The sequence below is a fragment of the Synechococcus sp. N26 genome, from assembly GCF_900473975.1.
In the GTDB taxonomy this organism is placed as follows: Bacteria; Cyanobacteriota; Cyanobacteriia; order PCC-6307; family Cyanobiaceae; genus Parasynechococcus.
Genome location: NZ_UCNM01000003.1, coordinates 1 through 25,367, shown reverse-complemented (window position 1 = coordinate 25,367; position 25,367 = coordinate 1). Strand labels below are relative to the sequence as shown.

The 25,367-nt window shown below is 62.6% G+C and carries 24 protein-coding genes and 2 tRNA genes; 11 read left to right on the top strand and 15 right to left on the bottom strand.

The genetic code is table 11. The features are described 5' to 3' along the window. Positions 1 to 2 precede the first annotated feature (2 nt). Together DXY33_RS02980 and DXY33_RS02975 are read right to left on the bottom strand one after the other, a co-directional pair. Positions 3 to 1,178, bottom strand: a complete 1,176-nt coding sequence (locus tag DXY33_RS02980; protein ID WP_115131696.1) for a LysM peptidoglycan-binding domain-containing protein — start codon at positions 1,176 to 1,178, stop codon at positions 3 to 5. Between the two features lie 98 nt (positions 1,179 to 1,276). Further along, a complete protein-coding gene (locus DXY33_RS02975) occupies positions 1,277 to 2,656 on the bottom strand; it encodes an aldehyde dehydrogenase family protein (protein ID WP_115131695.1) in 1,380 nt (459 codons plus the stop codon). Positions 2,657 to 2,710: 54 nt separating this feature from the next. Here DXY33_RS02975 and DXY33_RS02970 point away from each other — a divergent pair, with 54 nt between their 5' ends. After that, the gene (locus tag DXY33_RS02970; protein ID WP_115131694.1) at positions 2,711 to 4,372 is read left to right on the top strand and encodes an alpha-amylase family protein; all 1,662 of its coding nucleotides are present in this window, start codon (positions 2,711 to 2,713) and stop codon (positions 4,370 to 4,372) included. Here the strand turns inward: DXY33_RS02970 and DXY33_RS02965 are convergent. Both DXY33_RS02965 and glpK read right to left on the bottom strand, forming a co-directional pair. Then, on the bottom strand, positions 4,315 to 5,892 hold the full coding sequence (locus DXY33_RS02965; RefSeq protein WP_115131693.1) for a glycerol-3-phosphate dehydrogenase/oxidase: 1,578 nt from the start codon (positions 5,890 to 5,892) through the stop codon (positions 4,315 to 4,317). The genes DXY33_RS02970 and DXY33_RS02965 overlap by 58 nt on opposite strands. Then, the gene (gene glpK / locus DXY33_RS02960; protein ID WP_115131704.1) at positions 5,885 to 7,390 is read right to left on the bottom strand and encodes a glycerol kinase GlpK; all 1,506 of its coding nucleotides are present in this window, start codon (positions 7,388 to 7,390) and stop codon (positions 5,885 to 5,887) included. The genes DXY33_RS02965 and glpK overlap by 8 nt, the downstream gene beginning before the upstream one ends. A gap of 51 nt (positions 7,391 to 7,441) precedes the next feature. Here glpK and DXY33_RS02955 point away from each other — a divergent pair, with 51 nt between their 5' ends. Next, complete coding sequence (locus DXY33_RS02955; RefSeq protein WP_115131692.1) at positions 7,442 to 8,923, top strand: glycoside hydrolase family 13 protein; 1,482 nt, start codon at positions 7,442 to 7,444, stop codon at positions 8,921 to 8,923. Here the strand turns inward: DXY33_RS02955 and DXY33_RS02950 are convergent. Continuing rightward, positions 8,905 to 8,976: transfer RNA gene (locus DXY33_RS02950), tRNA-Thr, on the bottom strand. The two genes, DXY33_RS02955 and DXY33_RS02950, sit on opposite strands and share 19 nt — an antisense overlap. A gap of 9 nt (positions 8,977 to 8,985) precedes the next feature. Next, positions 8,986 to 9,067: transfer RNA gene (locus DXY33_RS02945), tRNA-Tyr, on the bottom strand. Between the two features lie 84 nt (positions 9,068 to 9,151). Between DXY33_RS02945 and aroQ the strand changes: the two genes are divergently transcribed. Together aroQ and DXY33_RS02935 are read left to right on the top strand one after the other, a co-directional pair. Beyond that, on the top strand, positions 9,152 to 9,592 hold the full coding sequence (gene aroQ / locus DXY33_RS02940; protein WP_115010304.1) for a type II 3-dehydroquinate dehydratase: 441 nt from the start codon (positions 9,152 to 9,154) through the stop codon (positions 9,590 to 9,592). Next, complete coding sequence (locus DXY33_RS02935; protein ID WP_244275838.1) at positions 9,589 to 10,293, top strand: tRNA-(ms[2]io[6]A)-hydroxylase; 705 nt, start codon at positions 9,589 to 9,591, stop codon at positions 10,291 to 10,293. Before aroQ ends, DXY33_RS02935 begins: the two co-directional genes overlap by 4 nt. Here the strand turns inward: DXY33_RS02935 and DXY33_RS02930 are convergent. Beyond that, positions 10,281 to 11,957, bottom strand: coding sequence for a SulP family inorganic anion transporter (locus tag DXY33_RS02930; RefSeq protein WP_115080221.1), 1,677 nt, complete (start codon positions 11,955 to 11,957; stop codon positions 10,281 to 10,283). The genes DXY33_RS02935 and DXY33_RS02930 overlap by 13 nt on opposite strands. Position 11,958: 1 nt before the next feature. After that, positions 11,959 to 12,360, bottom strand: a complete 402-nt coding sequence (locus DXY33_RS02925; protein WP_115131690.1) for a vitamin K epoxide reductase — start codon at positions 12,358 to 12,360, stop codon at positions 11,959 to 11,961. 125 nt (positions 12,361 to 12,485) lie between these two features. On the opposite strand from DXY33_RS02925, the gene DXY33_RS02920 reads away from it, so the two are divergent. Genes DXY33_RS02920 through DXY33_RS02905 form a run of 4 tightly spaced genes read left to right on the top strand, consistent with a single transcriptional unit; the run spans position 12,486 to position 17,320 of the window. Then, on the top strand, positions 12,486 to 13,472 hold the full coding sequence (locus tag DXY33_RS02920; protein ID WP_115131689.1) for a DnaJ C-terminal domain-containing protein: 987 nt from the start codon (positions 12,486 to 12,488) through the stop codon (positions 13,470 to 13,472). A 39-nt stretch (positions 13,473 to 13,511) separates the two neighbouring features. Continuing rightward, the gene (hemB, locus tag DXY33_RS02915; protein ID WP_115131703.1) at positions 13,512 to 14,513 is read left to right on the top strand and encodes a porphobilinogen synthase; all 1,002 of its coding nucleotides are present in this window, start codon (positions 13,512 to 13,514) and stop codon (positions 14,511 to 14,513) included. 4 nt (positions 14,514 to 14,517) lie between these two features. Continuing rightward, the gene (locus DXY33_RS02910) at positions 14,518 to 14,916 is read left to right on the top strand and encodes a VOC family protein (RefSeq protein ID WP_115131688.1); all 399 of its coding nucleotides are present in this window, start codon (positions 14,518 to 14,520) and stop codon (positions 14,914 to 14,916) included. Next, positions 14,879 to 17,320: an endonuclease MutS2 gene (locus DXY33_RS02905; protein ID WP_244275837.1), complete on the top strand. Its 2,442-nt coding sequence runs from the start codon at positions 14,879 to 14,881 to the stop codon at positions 17,318 to 17,320. Before DXY33_RS02910 ends, DXY33_RS02905 begins: the two co-directional genes overlap by 38 nt. A 22-nt stretch (positions 17,321 to 17,342) precedes the next feature. Here DXY33_RS02905 and DXY33_RS02900 read toward each other — a convergent pair whose 3' ends face one another. Next, positions 17,343 to 18,521 carry an ABC transporter ATP-binding protein gene (locus DXY33_RS02900; RefSeq protein WP_115131686.1) on the bottom strand — a complete coding sequence of 393 codons (1,179 nt, stop codon included), beginning with the start codon at positions 18,519 to 18,521 and terminating at the stop codon, positions 17,343 to 17,345. A 58-nt stretch (positions 18,522 to 18,579) separates the two neighbouring features. On the opposite strand from DXY33_RS02900, the gene cgtA reads away from it, so the two are divergent. Continuing rightward, positions 18,580 to 19,569: an Obg family GTPase CgtA gene (gene cgtA / locus DXY33_RS02895; RefSeq protein WP_115131685.1), complete on the top strand. Its 990-nt coding sequence runs from the start codon at positions 18,580 to 18,582 to the stop codon at positions 19,567 to 19,569. 93 nt (positions 19,570 to 19,662) lie between these two features. Beyond that, positions 19,663 to 19,845 (top strand): hypothetical protein, encoded by a 183-nt coding sequence (locus DXY33_RS02890; RefSeq protein ID WP_115131684.1) that lies wholly within the window; start codon positions 19,663 to 19,665, stop codon positions 19,843 to 19,845. Between the two features lie 29 nt (positions 19,846 to 19,874). Here the strand turns inward: DXY33_RS02890 and DXY33_RS02885 are convergent, their stop codons facing one another. The 4 genes from DXY33_RS02885 to DXY33_RS02870 all read right to left on the bottom strand — a co-directional run bounded on the left by DXY33_RS02885 (position 19,875) and on the right by DXY33_RS02870 (position 23,739). After that, complete coding sequence (locus DXY33_RS02885) at positions 19,875 to 20,093, bottom strand: CP12 domain-containing protein (RefSeq protein WP_115131683.1); 219 nt, start codon at positions 20,091 to 20,093, stop codon at positions 19,875 to 19,877. 138 nt (positions 20,094 to 20,231) lie between these two features. Continuing rightward, the gene (locus DXY33_RS02880; protein WP_115131682.1) at positions 20,232 to 22,133 is read right to left on the bottom strand and encodes an ABC-F family ATP-binding cassette domain-containing protein; all 1,902 of its coding nucleotides are present in this window, start codon (positions 22,131 to 22,133) and stop codon (positions 20,232 to 20,234) included. After that, complete coding sequence (locus DXY33_RS02875) at positions 22,130 to 22,768, bottom strand: DUF2301 domain-containing membrane protein (RefSeq protein WP_115131681.1); 639 nt, start codon at positions 22,766 to 22,768, stop codon at positions 22,130 to 22,132. The genes DXY33_RS02880 and DXY33_RS02875 overlap by 4 nt, the downstream gene beginning before the upstream one ends. Continuing rightward, positions 22,765 to 23,739: a glutathione S-transferase C-terminal domain-containing protein gene (locus DXY33_RS02870; RefSeq protein ID WP_115131680.1), complete on the bottom strand. Its 975-nt coding sequence runs from the start codon at positions 23,737 to 23,739 to the stop codon at positions 22,765 to 22,767. Before DXY33_RS02870 ends, DXY33_RS02875 begins: the two co-directional genes overlap by 4 nt. A gap of 70 nt (positions 23,740 to 23,809) precedes the next feature. On the opposite strand from DXY33_RS02870, the gene DXY33_RS02865 reads away from it, so the two are divergent. Further along, on the top strand, positions 23,810 to 24,724 hold the full coding sequence (locus DXY33_RS02865) for an aspartoacylase (protein ID WP_115131702.1): 915 nt from the start codon (positions 23,810 to 23,812) through the stop codon (positions 24,722 to 24,724). Here the strand turns inward: DXY33_RS02865 and DXY33_RS02860 are convergent. Both DXY33_RS02860 and DXY33_RS12165 read right to left on the bottom strand, forming a co-directional pair. Beyond that, on the bottom strand, positions 24,721 to 25,047 hold the full coding sequence (locus DXY33_RS02860) for a hypothetical protein (RefSeq protein WP_115131679.1): 327 nt from the start codon (positions 25,045 to 25,047) through the stop codon (positions 24,721 to 24,723). The genes DXY33_RS02865 and DXY33_RS02860 overlap by 4 nt on opposite strands. Positions 25,048 to 25,074: 27 nt before the next feature. Next, complete coding sequence (locus DXY33_RS12165) at positions 25,075 to 25,242, bottom strand: hypothetical protein (RefSeq protein ID WP_170950919.1); 168 nt, start codon at positions 25,240 to 25,242, stop codon at positions 25,075 to 25,077. Positions 25,243 to 25,367: the final 125 nt, after the last annotated feature.

Here is a 25,367-nt window from a genome sequence, read left to right as displayed (position 1 = left end):
GATCAGACCTTGACCTGACAACGGTCCTTCACCAGGTCTTTTTCGAAGCGGTTCTTCGGTGCTTCCCAGGTTTTCCAGCTCCCATCGGCACCGGTGGCATTGATCTTCTTGGCGGAACAGTTCACAGCCAGATAAAGCGCCTGCCCCTGGGCATTGAGGGTGGGAACCACTTGACTGCCACCCATGGCTTGCCAGTTGCCCCAGTCCACCTGGAGCGGGCCATAGGTGCGCCAGTCAGCCGATTTGGCCAGCGTCTGCTTGGGCTTGGCGGCCTCGACCGGCTTGGCCTGGACCACTGGTTTTTTGGCCTGAACCGATTTCGTTTGCACGGCCTTGGTTTGGACTGGCTTCTTTTGGACAGCCTTGGTTTGGACTGGCTTGGCCTTGGCTTGAACCGGTTTCGTTGTTGCCGGCTGTGCTTGGACGGTGATGGGTGCCTGGGAGGAGGCGTCGGTCAGATAAAGGCGCGTGCCCACCTCCACTTTGTTGGGGTCACTCAGCTGGTTGATGCTGATCAGGCTGGCCACCGGCAGCTTGTAGGCCTTGGCGATCTGCGTGAGGGTCTGCCCTTTGGCAACGGTGTGTTCCGTGGCTCCCCGGATCGGGGTTACAGCCACCGGCTTGAAGGCCGGACGGGGCATCACTGCGTTCCCAGGGAGTCGCAGGGTCTGATCGACGTTTATGTGATTTGCATTGCGCAGGTTGTTGAGGGCAATCAGGTCGCGACTGCGGACCTGGTATCGGCTGGCAATGGTGCTGAGCGTCTCACCGCTCTTGACTCGATGGCTGCCCGAGCTCGTCGTAACGGTGGGACTTTGTACCTGCAAGCTTTGGCCGACTTGCAGGTTGTCTGGATTACGGATGCCATTCATGCGCATCAGGGTGCCAATACTCACGCCGTAGCGGTAAGCAATATCGGAGAGCGTCTCACCGCTCTTGACTCGATGGCTGCCCGAGCTCGTCGTGACGGCAGGGCCTGGCACCTGCAAGCTTTGTCCGACTTGCAGGTTGTCTGGATTACGGATGCCATTCATCCGCATCAGGGTGCCAATACTCACGCCGTAGCGGTAAGCAATATCTGAGAGCGTCTCGCCGGATCGCACCGTCACCGAGGCAGCCGTGGCTGACAGGGGGAACCAGGCCGTCAGCAGCAGGGCGGCAAGAGCGGTTCGGCGCATTCGTCTCCGGCAGATGCCCGCAACATACGGTGCCTGGGGTAAAGCGCCAGCCCCCAGAGCACCTGCTGCAGAAGGGATGTGCTGGTGATGTGCGCGCCTTATCCCGCCAGCCGCTTCAGCAGGTTGAGATCCACCTTGTAGGGCGGGTAGCGCAGCTTGAAATCAAAGCGGAAGGGGCGCTTGAGCACCGCCTTGTGGTGGCTGAATGTGTCGAAGCCGCTTTGGCCGTGGTAGCTGCCCATTCCGCTGGCACCGACGCCGCCGAAGGGCAGTTGTGGCACCCCAGCCTGCATCACAACATCGTTCAGGCAGACCCCGCCTGAGCTGGTGGTGGTGAGCACCTGCTGTTGCTGGGCCTCATTACCGCCGAACAGATACAGCGCCAGTGGTTTGGGGCCCTGGCGGATCTCCTGAAGGGCTGTGGTGAGGTCGTCTAGCACCAGCACAGGCAGGAGAGGACCGAACAGTTCCTCGGCCATCAGCGGATCATTGCGGTCATCCACACGAATCACGGTGGGGGCGATTCGCCGTTGCTCCTGGCTGATTTCACCTCCGATCAGGATGCGCCCATCCGCTCTGGCGGACTCCAGCAGCTGCTCCAGCCGATTGAATTGGCGTTCATTGATGATCTGCCCCAGCTGATTCGAGTTGAGGGGATCGGAGCCATACATCTCCGTTCGGGCCACCTCCATCGCCTTCAGCAGCGGTGAACGCAGGGCGGGTGGCACAAGCAGATGGTCTGGAGCGATGCAGGTCTGGCCGGCATTGATCCCCTTGCCCCAGATCAAGCGACGCGCCCCCACCGTGAGGTCGGCCCCCTCAAGAACGATGGCGGGGCTCTTGCCCCCCAGCTCCAGGGTCACCGGCGTGAGGTGTGCAGCGGCCCCTTCAAGCACCTTCCGGCCGATGCTGCCGCCACCGGTGAAAAAGATGTGGTCGAAGGGCATGGCCACCAGGTTGGCTGCGACGGCACCATCTCCCTGCACCACCTGCACTACCTCAGGCTTGAAGTGCTGAGGGATCAGCCGTGCAATCAGGTCCGCGATGGCACTGGCGTGTTCCGAAGGCTTGAGCACGGCCGTGTTGCCAGCAGCCAGGGCACTGATCAAGGGCCGCAGCGTCAGTTGAAAGGGATAGTTCCAAGGTCCGATCACCAGAACGCACCCGAGTGGTTCCGGTACAACCTTGGCCTGGCCGGGGCGCAGTGAGAGAGGGACAGCCACGTGGCGCGGGCGCATCCACCGCTCCAGCTGCCGGCCAGTGAGCTTGAGCTCCTGTCGCAGGGCCACCAGCTCAAAAAAGGCTTCAGTGGGTGGTTTGCCGAGGTCGGCGGCGAGGGCCTCAAGCACCTCCGATTCGTGCTCCTCCACCAGGGCGGAGAGCCGTTGCAATTGCTCTCGGCGCCAGGTCAGGGGACGGGTCAGCCCAGCCCCCACGAGCTCCTTCATCCGGCTCAGTTGCGTTTGGGTGAGAGCCACAGGGCTGACGATCAGGCCAGTCGGGTCTAGCAGTGGTGAATCTGCAACCGGGGGATGACCCCAGCGCTTCCATGGTGGTCAGGGACGGTCATCTATCAGCTGATCGTTCGCAGCTATTCCGATGGGAATGGCGATGGCACCGGTGATTTCAAGGGGCTTACGGCGCGGTTGCCCTATCTGCGTTGGTTGGGGGTTAACACCCTCTGGTTAACTCCGATGTATCCCTCCCCCCTCCGGGACGGGGGTTACGACATCACCGATTTCACCGGAATCCATCCGGACCTGGGGGATCTCTCCTCCTTCCATCGGTTCCTCACGGCGGCCCACAGCCAGGGCATGCGGGTGATTTTGGATCTGGTGCTGAACCACACCAGTGACCTGCATCCCTGGTTCCAGCGGGCCCGCTGGGCTCCCAAGGGCAGTCCTGAGCGGCATGTGTATGTCTGGAGCGACGACCCCAAGCGCTACGCCGAGGCACCGGTTCTGTTCCGGCACTTCGAGGCTTCGAACTGGGAGTGGGATCCGGTTGCCGAGCAGTACTACCTGCACCGTTTTCTGCGTCATCAGCCCGATCTCAATTACGAGAATCCCTGGGTGCAGGACACGATGCTGGAGGTGGTCGACTTCTGGCTGGATCGCGGCGTCGATGGGTTCCGTTTGGATGCGGTTCCGTTCCTGTTCGAGTCAGAGGGCACCCGCTGTGAGGGGTTGCCGGAGACCCACACTTTCCTCAAGCGATTGCGGGAGCGGGTGGATGCCCATGGCCGTGATGTGCTCTTGCTGGGAGAGGCGATTCAGCCGGTGGAGGAGGCCGCTCCATATCTGGCGGATGACGAATTGCATGGAGCGTTCAACTTCGTGCTCACCGCCCATCTGTTTGCCGCCATTGCAAGTGGCCGCACCCAGCAGCTCGGGGAGTGTCTGATGCAAGCCGAGCAGGCGGTGTCTGGTCCTCGCTGGGCCCTGCCTCTGCGCAATCACGATGAACTCTGGTTGGGGGATGGCCATCTCATCAGCGATGACGTGATTCAGACCATCCGGGTGGGTCTGCCCCAGGGGCAGGGGCACTGGTTGAACTGGGGCATCAACCGACGCCTGGCTCCTCTTCTCAATGGCGATCCACGCTCCAACCGGTTGCTGCATGGGCTCCTCTACAGCCTTCCAGGGATGCCCTGCCTGTATTACGGCGATGAACTGGGCATGGGCGACTGGCCCGGTCTGCGGGACCGTGATCCAAACCGCACGCCGATGGCTTGGACGCCGGCCCGTAATGGTGGCTTTTCCACCGCCCCCGATCCGTTGTTGGTGTTGCCACCGATCACCGCTCCCGGCTACGACTACCGCGTGGTGAATGTGGAGGTGCAGAAGCAGCTGCCGGGGTCGCTGCTGAACTGGCACCGTCGCATGCTCACCTGCCGCCGGCTGCTGCCAGCTCTGCGGCATGGAAGTTTCCGGTTGTTGCACAGCCCCCACCCTGGAGTGCTGGTGTATCTCCGCTGCACCGAGGCGATGACGGTGCTCGTGGCCGCCAATGTCACCGCAGCCGGAGCCTCGCTCAGTTTGGATCTGTCGGAGTGGGCTGGTCAGCGCACCCGTGAAGTGATGTGGGGCTGTGAATTCCCGCCCGCTGCGGCGGAGTGGTTCGTGAACCTTCCGCCCTATGGATTCAACTGGTGGTTGATCGGAGAAGTGGAGCCCGCAGCCACGCCCGCCTGATTCAGCAGCTCCTCCACCTGAGGCCTCAGTCGTTCGGCCTCGTTCAAATCCACCATGGCCAGACGGCAGCGGCGGGCCAGCACATCGCTGCTGCTTCGCGCATGTTCCCGCTGAATCGAATGGTCCAGTTCTGCGCCGCAGAGGGGGATCACCGGGCTGAGGGGTTCGCGTCGGCTGGGCTCCGCGGGCTCGATTAAGGCCACTGCCTCCAAGCCATAGGTGCTTTGGAGGTGGGCGACTTGTGAGGCTTTGAGGGCGGTGTCGGGAAGCAGGGCTTCGAGTTGTTGTTTCTGACGGCGGAGCCCGTCCTGGGTGGCTTCCAGCGACTCCGCTGCACCCCGCAAGGGCATTGCTTCAGGGGTGGGTAGCGCCTTTCCTAGCTGGCGTTCCACCGCGGTCAGGGTGTCTTCAGCCATCGGCCGGCAGGTGGTCCATTTGCCCCCCATCACGCTCACCAGGCCGCAGGCCAGGGTTTCCACCTCGTGCTCTCGGACCACACGGCTGCTGTCCATGCCCTGGTCCGCTGGCTTCAGCAGCGGCCGTCCCCCCGCCCATCGGCTGCTCACCTGCGGATGCTGGAGCTGGGGAAACCAATCACGCACGTAGTTGAGCAGGTAGGCCTCCTCCTCTGGAGAAGGGGATGTGGCGTTCTCCTTGGTGCAGGCTTCATCCGTCGTCCCCACCAGGGTGCGGCCGTGGAAGGGCAGCATGAACAGCACGCGTCCATCCGCGGTGGATGGCACCAGAAGCCCAAGCCCTTCTGGGCAGAGGTTCTGCTCCAGCACGATGTGAGCCCCACGGCTGGTGAGCAGCCTTGGGGGAGCATCAGCCTCCGCCATCTGGCGGATCTCATCCGCCCGGATGCCCGTGGCATTCACAAATGCTGTGGCGCACCAGCGTTCCCGTTGGCCTGTGGCGGATTCACTGATGGCGGCCTTGAGCTGGCCCGTGCCGTCAGTCTCCAGCTCCATCACCCGGCAACGGGTGCGCAGGGTTGTCCCCCGTTGCTCGGCGGTGAGGGCCAACAGCAGGTTGAGGCGTGCATCGTCGAACTGCCCGTCGCTGTAGGCCACGCCGCCTTGACACGGCTTCAGCAGAGGCAGGGCCTGACGCATCTGCTGCTGAGACAGCAGTCGGCTGTGGCCGATGCTTCGCTGGCCGGCCAGGGCGTCGTACATCCCCAGGCCAAGTCGGTAGTAGGCCTGTCCCCAGAGCTGTTGTGTGGGCAGGGCCAGCTCGAGTCGTTGGGCCAGGAACGGTGCCTGGGCCAACCAGTGGCTCCGTTCGAGCAGGGCTTCTCGCACCAGCCTCAGCTGGGCCATGTCCAGCGTTTTAAAGGCCAGCTCCAGGTAGCGCACCCCGCCATGGAGCAGCTTCGTGCTGCGGCAACTGGTGCCACCGCCGATGTCTCCTGCCTCGAGCAGGGCCACGCTCAGCCCCCGTCGTGTTGCCTCATAGGCCACGCTGGCACCGCTGGCACCGGCGCCGATGACCAACAGGTCCACCTGGTGATCAGCCATGCCACCCCAGGCTTCTGGAGACTGCGTCTTGCCAGCGTGTGCGCCAGCGGTCGCGCTGGGATGCATCCATCTGAGGGTGGAACAATTCCGCTCCGTCCCTCCGTGCGGTTGCGAGCTGCTCCAGGTCGCTGATCACCCCCGCCTGGAGGCCTGCGAACAGCGCCACCCCCCGGGCGGTGCTCTCGAGGCTGGCGGGTCGCCGCACCGTCAGACCGGTGCAATCCGCCTGCGCCTGCAGCAGAGGATCGGAAGCCGCGGCGCCACCATCGACCGCCAGTTCACCCAAGCCGCATCCGAGGGCCTGTTCGGCAAGCTCTACCAATGTCGCTACCGACAGGGCGATCCCCTCAAGTGCAGCGCGGGCGATGTGACCGCGTCCGCTGTCACGGGTGAGGCCCACCAGAACACCGCGTGCCTGGGGATCCCAGTGCGGTGTCCCCCAGCCGGTGAAGGCGGGCACGAGCATCACCCCCCCTGAATCCGGCACCGAACGCGCCAATTCATTCACCTGGGGGGCTTGATCAATGATCTGCAGCCCATCCCGGAGCCACTGGATGACGGTGCCGGCGTTGAACAGACTTCCCTCAAGGCAGAAGCTGGGTGTCCCAGCGGCATCCGTCCAGCCGAGGGTGCTGAGCAGCCCTGCATCTGAGCGGCGGACGACATCGCCGGTGTTGATCACCAGAAAAGCCCCCGTGCCGTAGGTGCACTTCCCTTCTCCGGGCTGCAGACAGAGCTGGCCCAGGGTGGCGGCCTGCTGGTCGCCGAGCATGGCCTGGATCGGCAAGCCTGCAAAGGGAAGGTCCGCAGCCATGCGCCCGAATTCTCCGCGGCAGGGCAGCAGTTCGGGCAGAGCGCTGGCGGGGAGCCCAGTGGGCTCTCGGAAGTCATCCACCCAGTGCTGTTGCTCCAGGTCCATCAGCAGCGTTCGGCTGGCATTGCTCATGTCACTGCCGTGGCGCTGGCCGCCGGTGAGTTGCCAGAGCAGCCAGCTTTCCACCGTGCCGAAACAGAGGTCATCGCTGGCCGCGGCAGCCTGGGCGTCGTCGTAGTGGTCGAGCATCCAGCGGATCTTGCTGGCACTGAAGTAGGGGTCGAGCAGCAAGCCCGTGCGCCGGCACCACTCCTGCTCCAGTCCCTGCTGCTTCCAGGCGTCGCAGATGGCGGCGGTGCGGCCGTCCTGCCAGACGAGGGCCGGTCCGCAGGGGAGGCCACTGCTGCGGCGCCACAGCACGGTGGTTTCCCGTTGGTTGGTGATGCCGCAGCTCACCACCGCTTTGCGCTGCCCCTCACTGAGCTTCGAATCGAGCTGCACCAGGGCCTGCCGCTGGCTGGTCCAGATCTCGATCGGGTCCTGTTCCACCCATCCATCGGCGGGGTAGGAAATCGGCAGCGGTGCACTGGCGCTGAGCACCAGATCCCCTGAGCTGCTGAAGAGCGCGGCTCTGGAGCTGCTGGTGCCCTGATCGAGGGCCAGAAGGAGAGGCTGTTCAGCCATGGCCAAGGTCTTTCTCTCCTGCTAGCGAGGAGATGGCTGACTGCAAAGGTTTTGGCAGCGACCACGCCCTTCCACGATCCCCCCGCCTGGGTGGCGGACGCGGTGATCTATCAAATCTTTCCCGACCGTTTCCGCCGCAGTGGCCGCGTTGAAGCGCAGCGCCATCTCGCTCTGAAGCCCTGGGGTGCGGACCCTTGCGAGGAGGGATTCCAGGGCGGGGATCTCTACGGCGTCATCGATGCTCTTGATCGGCTCCAAGCCATGGGCATCACCTGCCTCTATCTCACGCCGATCTTCAGCTCAGCCGCCAACCATCGCTACCACGCCTACGACTTTTTCGAGGTGGATCCCCTGCTGGGGGGCAATGCAGCACTCAGGGACCTGATCGACGCAGTGCATCTGCGCGGCATGAGGTTGGTTCTGGATGGGGTGTTCAACCACTGCGGCCGCGGCTTTTGGGCCTTTCATCACGTGGTGGAAAACGGTGCGGATTCGCCGTACCGGGATTGGTTCCATGCGCACCGATGGCCCCTGCAGCCCTATCCCGCCCCTGGCGAGGACTGCGGTTACGACGGTTGGTGGGCCTTGCCGGATCTGCCCAAGTTCAACCATGCCAATCCCGGGGTTCGGGAGCATCTGCTGGCGGTGGGCCGTCACTGGCTCGAGCAGGGGATTGACGGCTGGCGTCTCGACGTCCCTGCCGAAGTGCCGGCGGACTTCTGGGTTGAGTTCCGGCAGATGGTGCGGGCGACCAACCCGGAGGCCTGGATTGTTGGCGAGGTGTGGGGTGATGCCACCCCCTGGCTGCAGGGCGACCACTTCGATGGCGTGATGAATTACCGGTTGGGATGGAGCAGCCTTTGCTGGGCCGCCGCTGAAGCGTTGCGGCGGGATTACCGCAATTCCGACTATCCCCTCGACCCCCTGGATGGGCAGGCTTTGTTGACCATCTGGACGACCACAACGCGTTCCTACCGGGAGGTGGTGAACAGGGCCCAGATGAACCTGCTCGACAGCCACGACGTGCCCCGTGCACTTCACAGCCTCAACAACGACGTTGCGGCCCTGAAGTTGGCCCTGCTGCTGCTCTTCCTCCATCCAGGAGCGCCGTGCATTTATTACGGCACTGAAGCTGCCCTGGCGGGTGGTCCTGAACCGGGCCCCTCCAGCGGTCCTGGACCGGCCTGCCGTGAGGCCTATCCCTGGGACGTTCCCTGGAGTGCTGATCTGCGCCCATTCATCCAGTCCCTCGCAGAACTCCGCTCTGCCCATGGGGTCTTGCGCAGGGATGGTCTGCGCTGGTCAGCCCCAGGGGCTGACGTGCTGGTGGGCGTTGCGGATGGACTTCGGGTGGTGATCAACCGTAGTCACTCCACCCCTGTGCCCCTAACCATCGAGTCGGGACAATCCCTCCTGTGGACGCTTGGACGTGTTGACAACCAAAGCGTCAGCCCGCAATCGGCGGTTGTTCTGGGGTCTTCACCCCTCTCCCCCGGTGCCGTGGGGAGCAAGAAAGCCCTTGTCGAGACTTGAACTCGAGACCTCTCCCTTACCAAGGGAGTGCTCTACCGCTGAGCTACAAGGGCATGTGGGGATGGGCCGGGTTGGATTTGAACCAACGTAGGCAGAGCCAGCGGATTTACAGTCCGCCCCCATTAACCACTCGGGCACCGACCCGAACCACACTGCAAGAACTTACCAGTCGGTGTGTCCTTCCCCACGATCTCGATACGATCTGCCGAGCTGAACCGATCTCCAGCCATGCACGTTCTGCTGCTGAACGGTCCGAATCTGAACCTGTTGGGCCAGCGTGAGCCTGGGATCTATGGCCATTCCTCCCTGGCGGACATCGAAGCGGCGCTGACCCGGGAGGCGGAGCAGGAATCAGTGCAGCTGGACTGCTTTCAAAGCAATTTCGAAGGTGCCCTGGTGGACCGGATTCACCAGGCCATGGGCCGCTGCGATGGAATCTTGATCAACGCCGGGGCCTACACCCACACGTCCATCGCCATCCGTGATGCCCTGGCTGGCGTCGCGATTCCCTATGTGGAATTGCACCTCAGCAACACCCATGCACGGGAAAAGTTCCGCCATCACTCGTTTCTGGCTGAGCGCGCTGTGGGTGTGATCTGCGGCTTCGGACCCGCTAGCTACAGCCTTGCCTTGAGCGGATTGCTCAGCCATCTGCGCCGGAACGCATGACCAGCACTGCTCCAGCACAAACCGTTTCCTCCAAGACAGCTCCCACCAAGACAGTTCCTTCAAAGACAGTGGCGTCGATCCGCTGGTTGGCTGCGCCCACCAGCTGGAGCTGGGTGGAGCAGGCCAACGCCAGGCCGATGGAGGTGCTGATCGATCACGCCCAATGCGAACGCAAGGCTGCTGGGGCTGCGGTGCAGATGATGTTCCGCTACCTCTGCGAACCGGGTCTGGGTGAAGCCCTCAGCCCTCTGGCGCGGGAAGAGCTGGAGCACTTTGAGCAGGTGCTGGCGTTGATCAAGGCCCGGGGGCGCTACCTGGAACCGCTGCCTTCCCCGGGCTATGGCGCTGATCTGGCCCGGCAGATCCGTAAAGGTGAGCCGCAGAGAATGCTCGACTCCTTCCTTGTGGCTGGTCTGATCGAAGCCCGCAGCCATGAGCGCATGGCACTGCTGGCGGAGCACAGCCCGGATCCTCAGTTGCGGGAGCTTTACAGCGATCTGTTGGCGAGTGAAGCCCGCCACTTCGGCCTGTACTGGGTGTTGTGTGAGCAGCGCTATCCGCGGGAGCTGATCGTTGAGCGCCTCGAAGTGCTGGCCCTGGCCGAAGTGAAGGCGCTGGAAGGGGAGTTAGAACGCCCTGAAGACGTGCGGATGCATTCCTGTGGTGTAGATGCCCCACAGATCAGCAGTCAGATCAGCTGAGCCGCCTCCTGCAAGGCCTCCAGCCTGGATGGCCGAAGCACCCCCTCCACGCCAAATTGGCGCAGCCGTTGTTCGAGGCTGTGGTTGGCTCCGGCGATGAACAGGGTGCGGCCCGCTGATCGTGCTTCCTCCACCATGCGTTCGATGGCGAGGGTTGCGGTGACACCGATGCGGGACACATCGGTGAGGTCAAGGATCAGAACCCTGTAGCTCTGGATCAATCCCATTCGGGCACTGATCCCTTTAGCGGCGCCAAAACTCAGAGGGCCGCGCAGGCGAAACAGCATCAAGGCCTTGCCGCAGCGCAGGATCAGGGCTTCCTCCTCCGGGGAAAGATTGGCGTGCAGTGCATCCGTGGCATCGGAGGGGTTGTCCTCTTCCATCCCTTCCAGTTGGGACCGCGTGATCGCATCAACGGTCAACAGGTTGGCCACGAACATCCCGACCAAAACGCCCCAGATCAGGTCCCAGAACACCGTCATCAACAGCACGGCGTACATCAGCGCGGCTGTTTTCGCCGACAGGCGATGGGCGCGAAGCAGAAAGCCCCAGTCGATGATGTCGAGGCCGACTTTGATCAGGATTCCCGCCAGCAGCGCCGTGGGGATCTGTGCCGCAAGGGGGCCTGCCCCCAGCAGCACAAGCAGCAGCACCATGGAATGGGTCATGCCCGACCAGGGCGTCTGACCACCGGATTTGATGTTGATCACCGTTCGCATGGTGGCTCCGGCACCGGGAAGGCCGGAGAGAAACCCGGCCGCGGTGTTGGCGATGCCCTGGCCGATCAGCTCACGGTTGGAGTCGTGGTTGGTTTGGGTGATGTTGTCGGCTACCAGGGAGGTGAGCAACGAGTCGATCGCCCCGAGCAGGGCGAGAACCATGCCGGCTTTCACCAGCTCCGGCAGGTGCTGACTGAAATCGGGAACCACCAGTTGCAAGCCCCCCTCCGGGATGGCTCCGATCCGGGCGATGGGTTCAAGGCCCAGCTCCAGCAGTCGGTTGTCGTTGAACAGCAGCAGCGACAACGGCGTCACAATCAGCAGCGCCAGCAGAGGCGTTGGCACCCATTGGCGGATCCGCAGGGGGGTCAGAAACACCACAGCGAGTGTCATCAATCCAACGGCGAGCGCGGCTGGATTCCAGCTCGGGGCATCGATCAGCGAACTCAGGGACGCAACCACGCCGCCCCCGGTGCTCACCCCGATGAAGGGTCCAAGTTGCAGCACAAGGATGATGAAACCGATTCCCGACATGAAGCCGGAGACCACCGAGTAGGGCACCAGGGTGATGAAGCGCCCCAGCCGCAATACCCCGAGCAGGGTTTCGAACACACCACCGATCACCACAGCGGCCATCACCAACGGCAGCATCTCGCCGGCATTGAGATCACGACCGATGCCGATGGCGGCCAGGCTGGAGACGATCCCCGCAACGGTGACGCTCATGGGTCCGGTGGGTCCGCTCACCTGGGCGGGAGTCCCCCCGAGCAAGGCCGCCAGGAATCCGGTAACGATGGCGCCATACAGGCCGTAGATGGCGCCGCCTGGCCCCAAGGCGGCATTGCCGAAGGCCAGGGCAAGGGGCAGCGCGACCACGGCGGCCGTCAATCCTCCGAGAAGGTCGCCTCGGATGTTGCGTTGATGCAGGCCGTGAATCAGTGCCATCTCAGTTCAGACCACTCCAGCGGCTCAGGGCTTCCAGGGACTGAACTCCCACTTTTCGGCGCCCATCGGGGAGAACCCAGGTGGGATAAGCCCGGATTTCTGCGGCGTTGCAGGCTTCAGCTTGCTCCGGCAGCTGCTTCGGCTTTCGGCATTCCACATAGGTCACGTCGGCTCCGGCCTGTTTGCCGAACAGGTTCATCTGCTTGAAACAGGCCGGGCAGGTCCAGGCGCCATAAAACTTGGCCCCCATCGCCTTCAAATGCTGCGTCAGTTCGAGGGCCTGGTGGCTTGAGTCGTGCAGGGGCTCTCCGAGCGTGCTGGCCCAGGGAGCGGCCGAACCAGGTGGGCCACCAACAGCTCCGCCAGCTGCGACCAGCACGGATGCCAGCAGGGATGAGGCCATGCTCCTCATGCTGATGCAGTGGTTGGCCTGAAGCTAGGTCGCATTCAGGCGTTCGGGCTTCCCTCCATGCGGAAGCAACAACGCAAGCCCTGTTGCGGTGAAACTGGGATTACCACTGGATTGGTATGGCAGGCAGCGGATACAAGGACTATTTCCAGGTGCTCGGTGTTGATCGCAGCGCTGATGCCAATGCCATCAAGAAAGCCTTTCGCAGCCTGGCGCGCCAATACCACCCTGACGTCAACCCTGGTGATGCCCAGGCTGAAGCGCGGTTTAAGGAGATCAGTGAGGCCTACGAAGTGCTCTCCGACCCCGAGAAACGGCGTCGTTATGAGCAATTCGGCCAGTACTGGAACCAGGCCGGAGGCATGGGCGGGGGAGCCGCACCCGGCATGGACGTCGACTTCGGTCGCTACGGCAATTTCGACGATTTCATCAACGACCTGTTGGGCCGTTTCGGTGGTTCAGGCGGCGGTGGCTTCCAAGGGGGTGGTTTCCCTGGGGGCGGATTTCCCGGCGGGGGATTCGCAGGGGGCGGTTTCCCGCGTGGTGCCCAGGCTTCACGCCCTCCGGTGAATCTCGATGCCGAAGCATCGGTGAATGTGACCTTTTCAGAGGCCTTTCGCGGTGGTGAACGCAGCCTCTCGGTGAACAACGAGCGCGTTCAGGTGCGCATTCCTGCTGGAGTGAAGAATGGCTCGCGGCTGCGGTTGAAGGGCAAGGGCAACCTGCAACCGGGCACCGGACGTCGGGGCGATCTCTACCTCAACCTCAAGATTCAGGACCACCCGATCTGGCGCCTGGAGTCGGATCAGCTGCGGGCCGATCTCCCCGTCAGCCTCGATGAACTGGCCCTTGGAGGCATGGTCTCGGTGATGACGCCCGATGGTGAGGCCCAGGTGAGCATTCCGGTCGGCACCGCCCCGGGCCGCAGTCTGCGGCTGAAGGGCAAAGGCTGGCCGTCGAAGACCGGTCGCGGTGACCTCCTGCTCACGCTGACGCTGGCCATGCCTGCCTCGTGGAGTGAGGAGGAGCGTCGGTTGTTGGAGCAACTGCGTGCCAAGCGCACGGACCATCCACGTCAAGAGTGGCTTCGTTCGGCGGCCCTCTGATCGGGTGGCCCTTACGATCACACCTTGTGTTTGGGTCTGATGGAGCTCACCTACCGCCCCCGTCGTCTTCGACGTACGCCCGCCCTACGCGCCATGGTGCGTGAGCACAGCCTCTCGGCTGCAGACTTCATCTATCCCCTCTTTGTGCATGAAGGCACTGAGGTGGAGCCAATCGCTGCCATGCCTGGTGCCAGCCGTTGGAGCCTTGCGGCCCTCACCGGCGAAGTGCAGCGTGCCTACGACCTTGGGGTGCGTTGCATCGTTCTCTTCCCCAAGGTGTCTGAGGGACTGAAGACCGAAGACGGGGCTGAGTGCTTCAACGCCAATGGCCTGATTCCACGGGCGATCCGCCAGATCAAGGAAGCTATCCCCGAGATGGCGATCATGACCGACGTCGCCCTGGATCCCTATTCCTGCGATGGTCATGACGGGATCGTCAGCCAGGACGGCGTGGTCCTCAACGACGAGACGATTGAACTGCTCTGCAAGCAGGCCGTTGTGCAGGCTGAAGCGGGCGCTGATCTGATCGGTCCCAGCGACATGATGGACGGCCGGGTCGGTGCCATCCGGGAAGCCCTCGACGACGAAGGCTTCGAACATGTGGGCATCATCAGCTACACGGCGAAGTACTCCTCCGCGTACTACGGCCCCTTCCGTGAGGCCCTTGATTCCGCTCCCCGTGCCGCCGGCAGCAAGCCGATCCCCAAAAACAAAGACACATATCAGATGGATCCCGCCAATGCTCGGGAAGCCATCACCGAAGCCCAGCTCGATGAGCAGGAGGGCGCTGACATCATGATGGTGAAGCCTGGTTTGGCCTATCTCGACATCATCCACAGACTGCGCGAAGAGTCGGAACTCCCCATCGCTGCCTACAACGTGAGTGGTGAGTATTCGATGGTGAAGGCCGCGGCGGAGCAGGGCTGGATCGATGAAAAAGCCGTTGTGCTGGAGACGTTGCTGAGCTTCAAGCGCGCCGGTGCTGATCTGATCCTCACGTACCACGCCTGCGATGCAGCGGCTTGGTTGAAGGAGGCTTGATCCGATGGCGACAGCCGATCAACCCAAAGGTGTGGATCGTCTCGGTCACGTTGCGATCCGTGTTGAGAACGTCGATCGGGCTGTTGCCTTCTACATCGATCTGGGCATGCGCCTGGTCTGGCGTGCCAACGACTGGTGCTATCTGGAAGCCGGGGAAGGTCGCGATGGACTCGCCTTGTTAGGCCCGGATTACAAAGCCGCTGGCCCACATTTCGCCTTCCATTTCCGCGATCGTGCGGAGGTTGATGTGATTCACGACCGTCTCAAGGCGAAGGGTGTGCACGTTGGTGCCGTCCATGACCACCGCGACGGCACGGCGTCTTTTTATTTGAAAGACCCTGAAGGCAACTGGCTCGAAATGCTTTATGAACCCCCCGGTGGCATCCCCTCCAACTGCAGCTGACTTGAGTCAAGGGGCGGACCGGGCTCAGCAGGAAACCCTTGAACTGCTGGAGTGGCATCGGGTCTGTGACCATCTCAGCGGCTTTGCCAGCACCGGCATGGGCTGTGATGCGGCCCGGGTTCAACCGCTGCCCGCCAGCCTGGAGGAGTCGAAACAGCGCCTGGCCGAGACGGTTGAAATGGCGGTGCTCGATGACCTCACTGAGGGGGGGCTCAGCTTCCGCGGTGTGCAGAATCTCGAGCCCGTTGTGCTGCGCTGCAGCAAGGGAGGCGTGGCCTCCGGAGAAGAGCTGCTGGCCGTGGCGGAAACGTTGGCAGCGGCCCGTCGGCTGCGCCGTCAGATCGACGATCCCGAGCTGCGCCCGGTGTGCACCGCGTTGATTGAAACGATGGTGACGCTGCCGGAGTTGGAGCAGCGGCTCAAATTTGCGCTCGAAGAGGGCGGCCGCGTCGCTGATCGCGCCAGCTCGGCGTTGTCGGCGCTTCGGCATCAATGGAACGGTCTGCGACAGGAACGTCGCGACAAACTTCAGGAGCTGCTGCGGCGCCTGGCCCCATCCCTGCAGGACAGTGTGATCGCCGAGCGTCATGGCCGTCCGGTTCTGGCGGTGAAGGCCGGTGCGGTGAGCCAGGTGCCGGGTCAGGTGCACGACAGTTCGGCCTCAGGCAGCACCCTCTTTGTTGAACCCCGCTCGGTGCTCACCATGGGCAACAAGCTTGTGGAGCTGGAGTCCCGCATCCGGGATGAGGAACGCAAGGTGTTGGCGGAGCTGAGTGCTCTGGTGGCTGAAGAGGCGTCCGCCCTCAACCAGGTGGTGGCCGTGCTGCGCGCGCTTGATCTTGCGCTGGCCCGTGGGCGTTACGGCCGCTGGCTTGGTGGCGTTGAGCCTCAGCTTGAGGCGGCAGCGGAGGCTCCGTTTCGCTTTTCAGGTCTGCGACACCCACTCTTGGTGTGGCAGCACAAACGGGCGGAGGGGCCGCCCGTGGTTCCCATCTCGGTGGAGGTGTCGCCGGAGCTGCGGGTGGTGGCGATCACGGGGCCGAACACCGGTGGCAAAACGGTCACCCTGAAAAGCATTGGCCTCGCTGCATTGATGGCACGCGCCGGCATGCTTTTGCCCTGTTCGGGGCAACCCTCCCTGCCCTGGTGTGCCCAGGTGCTGGCGGACATCGGAGATGAGCAATCCCTCCAGCAGAGCTTGTCCACCTTCAGTGGTCATGTGAAGCGCATCGGGCGCATTCTTGAGGCGCTGCAGCGCGGTGGTTCTCCGGCCTTGGTGCTGCTTGATGAGGTGGGTGCTGGAACGGATCCCAGCGAGGGAACGGCCCTGGCCACGGCTCTGCTCAAGGCTCTTGCGGATCGGGCTCGGCTCACGATTGCCACCACCCACTTCGGTGAACTCAAGGCCCTCAAATACGACGACGCTCGTTTTGAGAATGCCTCTGTTGCTTTCAATCCTGAGACCTTGTCCCCCACCTATGAATTGCTGTGGGGAATTCCAGGACGCAGCAATGCACTGGCGATCGCCACGCGCCTTGGGCTCGATTCGGATGTGCTTCATCAGGCCCAGCAGCTGTTGGCCCCAGGGGGTGATGGTGAGGTGAACAGTGTGATCCGTGGCTTGGAGGAGCAACGGCAGCGCCAGCAGGCCGCGGCAGAAGACGCTGCAGCACTCCTGGCACGCACGGAGCTGCTGCACGAGGAGTTGCTGCAGCGCTGGCAGAAGCAAAAGCAGCAGACCGCGCAACGCCAGGAGCAGGGCCGTCAACGCTTGGAGCAGTCGATCCTTCAGGGCCAGAAAGAAGTTCGCACGCTGATTCGGCGTCTGCGGGATGAGCGCGCGGATGGCGAAACCGCGCGAAAGGCTGGGCAACGGTTACGCAGCTTGGAAGACCATCACCGCCCAACTCCTGAACGGCGTGCACCCAAGCCGGGTTGGCGTCCGTCTGTGGGGGATCGCGTGCGCTTGCTCGCCCTCGGCAAGGCTGCAGATGTGTTGACCATCACCGATGACGGCCTTCAGCTGACGGTTCGTTGTGGGGTGATGCGCACCACGGTGGATCTGGCGGCGGTGGAAAGCCTGGATGGGCGTAAGCCGGAGCCGCCTCCAAAGCCGGTGGTGAAGGTGCAAGCCCGTTCCGTCGGAGGCGGCGGTGGTGCACAGGTGCGCACCAGTCGCAACACCCTTGATGTGCGTGGCATGCGGGTGCATGAGGCCGAAGCGGCGGTTGAGGAATGCTTGCGCAGTGCCAATGGGCCGGTTTGGGTGATCCACGGCATCGGCACGGGCAAGCTCAAGCGCGGCCTGCGCGCCTGGCTGGACACGGTGCCCTATGTGGAGCGGGTGACCGATGCTGAGCAGGGGGACGGCGGACCGGGCTGCAGCGTTGTCTGGGTGCGCTGAGCTGTTTCAGGCGCTTCAGTGGCTAACGGATGGCTTCACCATCCGCATCAAACAACCGCCAGCCTGTGGGGTCAGGGTCGAGGTGGATGGCATCGCCGGCAGTGATGTTGATCTCCGTTGAAGCTCTGACCTGGATGAGTTGATCACCATCCAGGAGCCGACAGGTGAGGATCTGCTCATTGCCCAGACGCTCGCAATGGCTTACCTCGGCTTGGAGATTCCGGTTTGTTGCCGGTGCCAGATGCCAGTGTTCAGGCCTCAATCCTGCGGTGAGGTGTTGGCCTTCTCGTTGAAGTAAAGGCTCGACCATTGCGCCTTCAACCTGAATGCGCTTGTTCCCCAGAATCAGAGTTGCATTGGGTCCCACCGTGACGGGCAAAAGGCTCATCGCTGGGCTGCCAATGAACTGGGCCACGAAGATGTTGGAGGGCCACCGGTACAACTCCATCGGTGTTCCCAGTTGTTGCAAGCGCCCTTGGTTCAATACCGCGATGCGGTCCCCCATGGTCATTGCTTCCACCTGGTCGTGGGTCACATAAACCGTCGTTGTTCTCAGTTCTCGCTGCAGCTCGACGATTCTTTGGCGCGTGCTCGTTCTGAGTTTGGCGTCGAGATTGCTCAGCGGTTCGTCCAACAAAAACACCTCAGGATTGCGCGCCATGGCGCGTCCGAGAGCGACCCGTTGTTTCTGTCCGCCGGACAGTTCCTTTGGCCTCCGATCGAGCAATTCCGTGAGTTCCAGAGATCTGGCAACGGTGTTCACCCGGGCTTCGATTTGTTCTTCTCTGACCGACCGCACCCTCAGTGGTTTGGGTAAGGCGCGCGTGGCTCGAAAGGCTTGATCTTGGATGCGCTGGACGGTTGATCTCGCCTGACTTCTGCGCAGTCCGAAGCTGAGGTTGTCCCGCACGCTGAGATGCGGGTAAAGCGCATAGCTCTGGAACACCATGGCGACGTTCCGGCGCGCTGGCGGCACATCGCTGATGGGCCGGGAACCGATTCTGATTTCGCCGCTGGTGGGGCTGTCGAGACCAGCGAGTAATCGCAGCAAGGTGCTTTTGCCGCACCCCGAGGGACCGACCAGCACCAAAAACTCGCCATCGTTGATCGTCAGATTCAACTGACGAATCACCTCAACGGGATCACCGCCGCCGCGTCCTGGGAAGGTCTTGCTGAGGTCTTCGAAACGGACGCCGGTCAACGACAGAGCTGCAGCGGCTGAATCTTAGGGTTATGGATTGGATTGAGCCGGCAGCACCGTGCAGTTCATCGATCAGGCACGGATCACGGTCCGAGGCGGGCGCGGCGGCGATGGCATCGCTGCATTTCGCCGTGAAAAGTATGTGCCCGCTGGAGGCCCCTCCGGAGGTGACGGCGGTTGTGGGGCTCCCGTGGTTCTCGAGGCCGACAGCAACCTGCAAACCCTGCTCGATTTCAAGTACAAACGCCTGTTCGCCGCTGACGATGGGCGACGCGGTGGTCCGAACAAATGCACCGGCGCATCAGGGAAAGACCTGGTGATCAAGGTGCCTTGCGGCACGGAGGTACGCCATCTGCGCACCGGCATTCTTCTGGGAGACCTCACCACCCCGGGTGAGCGTCTCACCGTTGCTTTCGGTGGGCGAGGTGGTTTGGGCAACGCCCATTACCTGAGCAATCGCAACCGCGCTCCGGAGAAATTCACCGAGGGCCGTGAGGGTGAGGAATGGCCCCTGCAGCTGGAACTCAAGTTGCTGGCTGAGGTGGGCATTATTGGCCTTCCCAATGCTGGTAAGAGCACCTTGATCGCCGTGCTGTCGGCAGCGCGACCCAAGATTGCCGATTACCCCTTCACCACCTTGGTTCCCAACCTTGGTGTGGTGCGCCGTCCCAGTGGAGATGGAACCGTGTTCGCGGATATTCCAGGCTTGATTGAGGGGGCCGCCCAGGGCGCTGGTCTTGGCCACGACTTTCTGCGTCATATCGAACGCACCCGTCTGCTGATCCACCTCGTGGACGCAGGATCCGAGGATCCCGTGGCTGACCTGAACGTCGTCCAGCAAGAGCTGGAGGCCTATGGCCATGGTCTGGTTGATCGGCCACGTCTGTTGGTGATCAACAAACAGGAGTTGCTGACAGAAGAGGATCTCCCCAGGTTGCGGCAAGACCTTGAAGCGGCGAGTGGTCGTCCCGTGCTGTGCATTTCAGCCGCCATGGGAACCAACCTCGATCAGTTGCTGGCAGAAACCTGGGCTGAGCTTGGAGTGTGAGCTGATGCTCCAGACAATCTTCATGTGATCAGCCACACCGATGCTTGTGGCCTGATCGCGGGGGAGCCATAACGGGAATGTCTCTCCCATGACATGACCTTTTACACCTGTCTGGACATCAAGGGTGACGTGATCGCCCGGTGCCAAACGAAAGAAGATGTTGCTGTGCTTCAACGCATGGGACGCCCGATCGCTGAAGTGAAGGCGATGCGTAAAGAGGAGGCTGTCGTCTGCAGCCTGACCGGCAGCCCCTCCGACTACAACGAGGACTACTGAGCCCTCGTTGATCTAGGTCGCTGGTTGACTCAATCGTCGTAGACGCGGCACTCCTCGGCATCGGGATTGGCCTCGCAATGCAGCTCGAGCGAAGTGGGGTCGTGGCTGTCGCCGGGGTGGTGTTCCTTGTATTCCTCCAGCGACTTCAGCTCATCAGTGAGGTGACGAACCTTGGCCTCGTCTCCAGCTGCTTTGGCAGCTTCGATTTCGGATTGATCCTTCTGGATGTGTTCGTCGATGGACTTCATGAATTCAGACCGTGGCCTTGCTGCACCCTACGGCGATTCATCGGTTTTGGAGTGGTGGAATCCCCCCCCATGACCATCCGTCAATCTTGATCTGAGGTGGCGGTAGCCGTGACTACAAGCACGGCTCCAGCTCCTTGCTCAGGGGGCCAATTCGCTGAGTTCCAGCCAGCGTTCTTCCGCTTGTTCAATGCGGGAGATCAGATCAGCCAGATCAAGGCTCAGATTGGCTATGTCGGCGCCCTCCTGCGTCATCTGCTGTTCCAGCTCCTCCTTCTGTAACTCCAGGTCAGGCAGCTGTTGATCAAGCGCCGCAAGTTCCTTGTTTTCCTTGAAGTTTCGTCGCCGCGGGCCGTCGCGCTTGGTCTTGCGGCTGCTCTCTGGTTTGGGTGTGGAGGGTTTGCTCGCCTGGCTTTGGCTGCGTTCCTCCTGGCGCTGCTGCTCCAGAAACGCGCTGTAGTTCCCTTCAAAGCGATTAAGCCGTCCTTGTTCGAAGCAGAACAGGCGATCAACGGTGCGATCGAGGAAATAACGGTCGTGGGAAACAACGATCACGCAGCCCCGGAAGTCTTCAAGGAAGTCTTCGAGAACGCTGAGGGTCTGAACATCCAGATCGTTGGTGGGTTCGTCCAACAGCAACACGTTGGGCGCCTGGATCAGCATCCGACAGAGGGTGAGGCGGCGGCGCTCGCCTCCCGAGAGCTTGGCCAAGGGGCTGTGCTGCTGGGCTGGTGGAAACAAAAAGCGTTCCAGAAGCTGGGATGCGGTGACCTGTTCACCCCCCAGATCGATCCGGCTGGCGGCTTCTTCCACGAACTCGATCACTTTGCGATCGAGCCCTTTGCCTTTGTTGAAGTCTTCGGTGTGCTGGTCCAGGTAGCCGATGTGCACGGTCTCCCCAAGCAGCAGGCTGCCTTGGGTTGGCTCGCGCCGTCCGGCGATGAGATCAAGCAGGGTGGATTTGCCGCTGCCGTTGGGGCCGATGATGCCGATTCGGTCTTCAGGGCTGAAGCTGTAGCTGAAGCCATCGAGGAGTGGGCGACCGCCCCCGCTGCCATCGGCTGTGACCCCAACGGCTTCCGCTTCGATCACCTGTTTGCCGATGCGCCGGCTGATGCCGGTCATCTCCAGCTTCGCTTTGGCCTGATTGGGTTTCTGCTCGCGCATAGCTTCGATGCGTTGCAGTCGCGCCTTCTGTTTGGTGCTGCGCGCCTTGGGGCCCTGGCGTAGCCAGGCCAATTCGCGGCGAAGCACGCTTTTGAACTTGGCCGCTGAGGCTGCTTCTGAGGCCTCTTCTTCCGCTTTGTGCTGCAGAAAGGTGCTGTAGTTCCCCTGATAGGTGCGGGCCTGGCCTCGGTCCACCTCCACCATCCGTCGCGTCACCCGATCGAGCACATAGCGGTCATGGGTGACCAGCACCAGAGCGCCGGGATAGCGATCCAGCCAGCTCTGGAGCCATTCCACGGCAGCGGCATCGAGATGGTTGGTGGGCTCATCCAGCAGCAGCACATCGGGGCAGGCCACTAGAGCTGATGCCAGACCCACCCGTTTGCGGTATCCGCCGGAGAGGTCGTCGACCGGGCGCTGGAGATCGCTGATGCCCAATTTCTGCAGCACTTCCCGGCATTGCTGCTCCAAGCTCCAGGCTTCTTCTTCATCCATCCGTTGGCTGAGCTGACCCAGCTCCGCCATCAGTGCTTCATTGCTGGGGTCTTCCGCGATGGCGTCGCTGAGGGCGCTGAAGCGCACCAGCAGATCCCGTTTGGCACCACAGCCCTCCAGCACCTGCTCCAGCACCGTGAGCCCCGGGGTGATCCGGCTCTCCTGACCCACCAGCTCCACCCGAAGCCGGGGTGAGCAGCGGCGTTCCCCTTCCCCGAGCGGTTCTTTCCCTGCCAGCACCTTCAGCAGGGTGGATTTGCCGGCGCCATTGGGACCGATCAGTCCCAGCCGCTCCCCTTCACCGATGTGGAGATCGAGATCGGAAAAGAGGGTGCGGATGCCGAAATCCTTGGCCGCACCCACCAGGCTGATCAGACTCACGGCGTGCCAGCGGGCAGTTGACCGTCCAGATAAGCAAACACGCTCTTGTCGCCCACATCCGCTGCTGCCTCCATGCCGAATTTGCGCAGGGCCAGCAACACCAGCAGCAACGCTGCACTTTCCAGGAGAGCCAGGCAGAGGGGACCATGGATCAGTCCCACCAGATGCCCCAGCAGCGCCGCCGGCAGCAGCAAGGTGAGGCCGATGGCTTCGGGCCGTTGGAAGCAGAAAAACTCCTTGAAGCCGATGCCCGCCAAGGCGGCAAACAGCGGCCCGGTGGCCAGGATCCACAGCGGCTGATCCTGGAGGGTTGAGAGCACCTTGGTGGGGCCGGCCTGCAGCAGCAGGGCCCCCCAACCGATGCAACCACTGAGCCAGAACAGTTGAAGGGCGCGGTGCAAGGGACGGAGATAAATGTGAATCCAGCGCAGGGCCAGGCCCAGGGCCGTGGCCATCGGCAGCACCCAGAGCCATGCCCAGGGGCTATCGGTCTGCCACCACTGCAGCACTCCTGCAGCCAGGCTGAGGCCGGTGATCAACAGGGCGATCCGATAGGAACGCACCTCCTGGCGATCGGTAGCGGTGATCGAGTAGGTGCCGTAAACACCCTCAAAGGTTGGATCTGCGCTGGTCATCCCGACGCCGCCGTGCTGTTCACCAGTGTGCTCAGGTCAGGACCGGCTGGAACGATGCCGCCAGGATTGAGGGGGAACAGGGCACCGAAGTAGTCGTGTCGCCAGGCGTTGCCGTCGCAGGTGTCCGCAACGCCCGGCAAGGCGTAAAAGCGTTGTCGCCATGCCCAGAGGTGTGGGTAGTGCCAGAGCGGTTGCCGAGTGCAGCCGAATAGGGGCGCATAGACCAGTTCCCAGCGGATCAAGGTGGGGAATAAGCGCACGTCCGCCAGGGTCAGTGTTGTGCCGCACAGCCATGGACCATTGGTTTCGAGGCTCTGCTCCACCGCAGCAAGGGCAGCGAAGAGATCGGCTTCAGCGCGGTCGTAGGCCGCTTGGTTGCGGGCGAAACCGCAGCGGTACACGCCATCGTTGATGGCCGGTTGCACCCACTGCTGCCAGGCCTGGATCCTGTCGGTGGCTTCCGCCGGTGCCAGGTCCACAACAGCGTCTTGATGGGGCCAGCGGTTCAACAGCTCCACCAGTGGTGCACTGTCATTGCCCAGCAGGGTGCGCGTCTTGGGATCCACCAGCACAGGCACGGTGGCCCGGTAGCTGGGAGGGGCGCCGCAGTGCTGATACAACTCCAGCAGCGTTTTGCACCCCTCCAAGGCTGGATCGAGGGCCCAGCGTCCAGCGTTGTGATCCGCCCGTGCCATCACGAGGGTGAGGCTGTTGTGCAGATGGCGCAGCTGATGCACCAGCCAGGTGCGGTGGGCCCAGGGGCAGCTGCGCCCGATCACCAGGATTGGCCGTTGGTCTGCGCTGCGCTGGAGCAGGTCTTCGGGGTTTAAAGCCGGCGGTGTGAGCGGATCGCTGCTTGGGCGGGTGTAATTGCCGGCCGCATCGGCTGGGCCCAGCCCACCCATGAGCCGTTGCCATTGCCATCGCCAACTGCGACGGGCGGCTGTTACCACAACAGGTGGGATCGACATGGTGTGGTTTGGATCGCTTTCATCCTCGCTGTGACTCGTGCTTCAGTCAGAACTTGGTTCGCTGTGGTCCATGAGCAGCTGTGGCGTTCTTGTGGTGGCCGGCACCCACGGCAATGAGGTCAATTCCCCTTGGTTGTTGCAGCAGTGGCAGGCCAACCCTGATCTGATCAACGCTGCTGGCTTGGCGGTGCAGAAGGTGATCGGCAACCCGGAAGCGTTGCGCCGTCGCTGTCGCTACGTCGATCGTGACCTCAACCGCTGCTTCCTCCCGGAACAGTTGGAGCAGGGGGCCCCCGGCTTGGAGTTCCAGCGTGCTGGGGAACTCCTGCGCTTGCACGGCCCGACCGGCGAGCAGCCTTGCGCTGTGGCCATCGATTTGCACAGCACCACAGCGGCTATGGGCAATTCCCTGGTGGTGTACGGCCGGCGTCCCGCTGATCTCGCCCTCGCGGCTTTGGTGCAGGGAGCGCTCGGCCTGCCGATTTATCTGCACGAAGCCGATGCTCAGCAGACCGGTTTCCTTGTTGAATCCTGGCCCTGCGGCCTGGTGATCGAGGTGGGCCCTGTGCCGCAAGGTCTGCTCAATGCCCGGGTCGTTGAACAGACCCGTCTTGGCTTGGAAACCTGCCTGAGCGCCTTGGATCAGGCAGATCAGGGCTTGGCCCGGCTGCCGGATGCTCTGGTGGTGCATCGTCACCTGGGGAGTCTGGATCTTCCGAAGGCGGAGAACGGAGAGCCTCAGGCCCTTGTGCATCCCGAACTGCAGGGCCGCGATTGGCAGGACATCAGCTCAACCCAGGCGATGTTCCGTGCTGCGGATGGGACCGATCGAGGTGAAGCGTGGGTTGAGGGGGAGATCCCGGTGTTTGTTAACGAAGCGGCCTACGCGGAGAAAAGCATTGCTTTCTCCCTCACGCGCCGGGAGGTGTGGCCCGTGGAGCCCACCTGGCTACCGGCCTTGCAGCAGCTGCTCTCTGCGGCTTAACCGCAGGCCCAAACACCTTTCCCTTCTTGAGAGCAGATCAGATTGCTCGTCTGACCATCGGCCCAGTACATCCGCAATCGGTCGTCCTCGGTGCCGATCCGCAGGGTGAGGGATCGCAGGGGACCGGCCGGGGTTTTGCTGTCGGCATCGCCGCCGGGCGACTTGATTTGTTGCAGCTCCTGCTCCAGCTGGTTGATGCGTTGTTCCAGCTGTTTGATCGAAGCGCTTGCGTTTGGTTGGTCCCCGCTTGAGCTCACCAGTCCACAGCTGGTGAGACCAACCGAGGTCAGCCCAAGACAAATCAGGAGAATCAAACGCTGCATGGGCCTGTGCTGATTGGCCCCAGCCTCTCAACAGAACTGGCCCTGGGCCAGACGTTCACTCCAATACACGGTGGCACCTTGAGCCTCCAGCTCCAGTCGCCTGTGGCGGGCCTGGCTCAGAGGAACGGTTTCCTCCAAGCGATGGCCGGCTTGCATCCAGCGGATCAGAACCAATAGTGCCTTGGTGAGTCTCATGAATCTTAAGTCTTTCGAAAGCATCGCTTTCCTCGCTTGGGGCGCTTAAGCGTTGGTTTCGCAATCTGTGGACACACAGCGCAAACTTCCTTTACACTCCCCTTTAGGCAGGGCTCTCCTGCCCT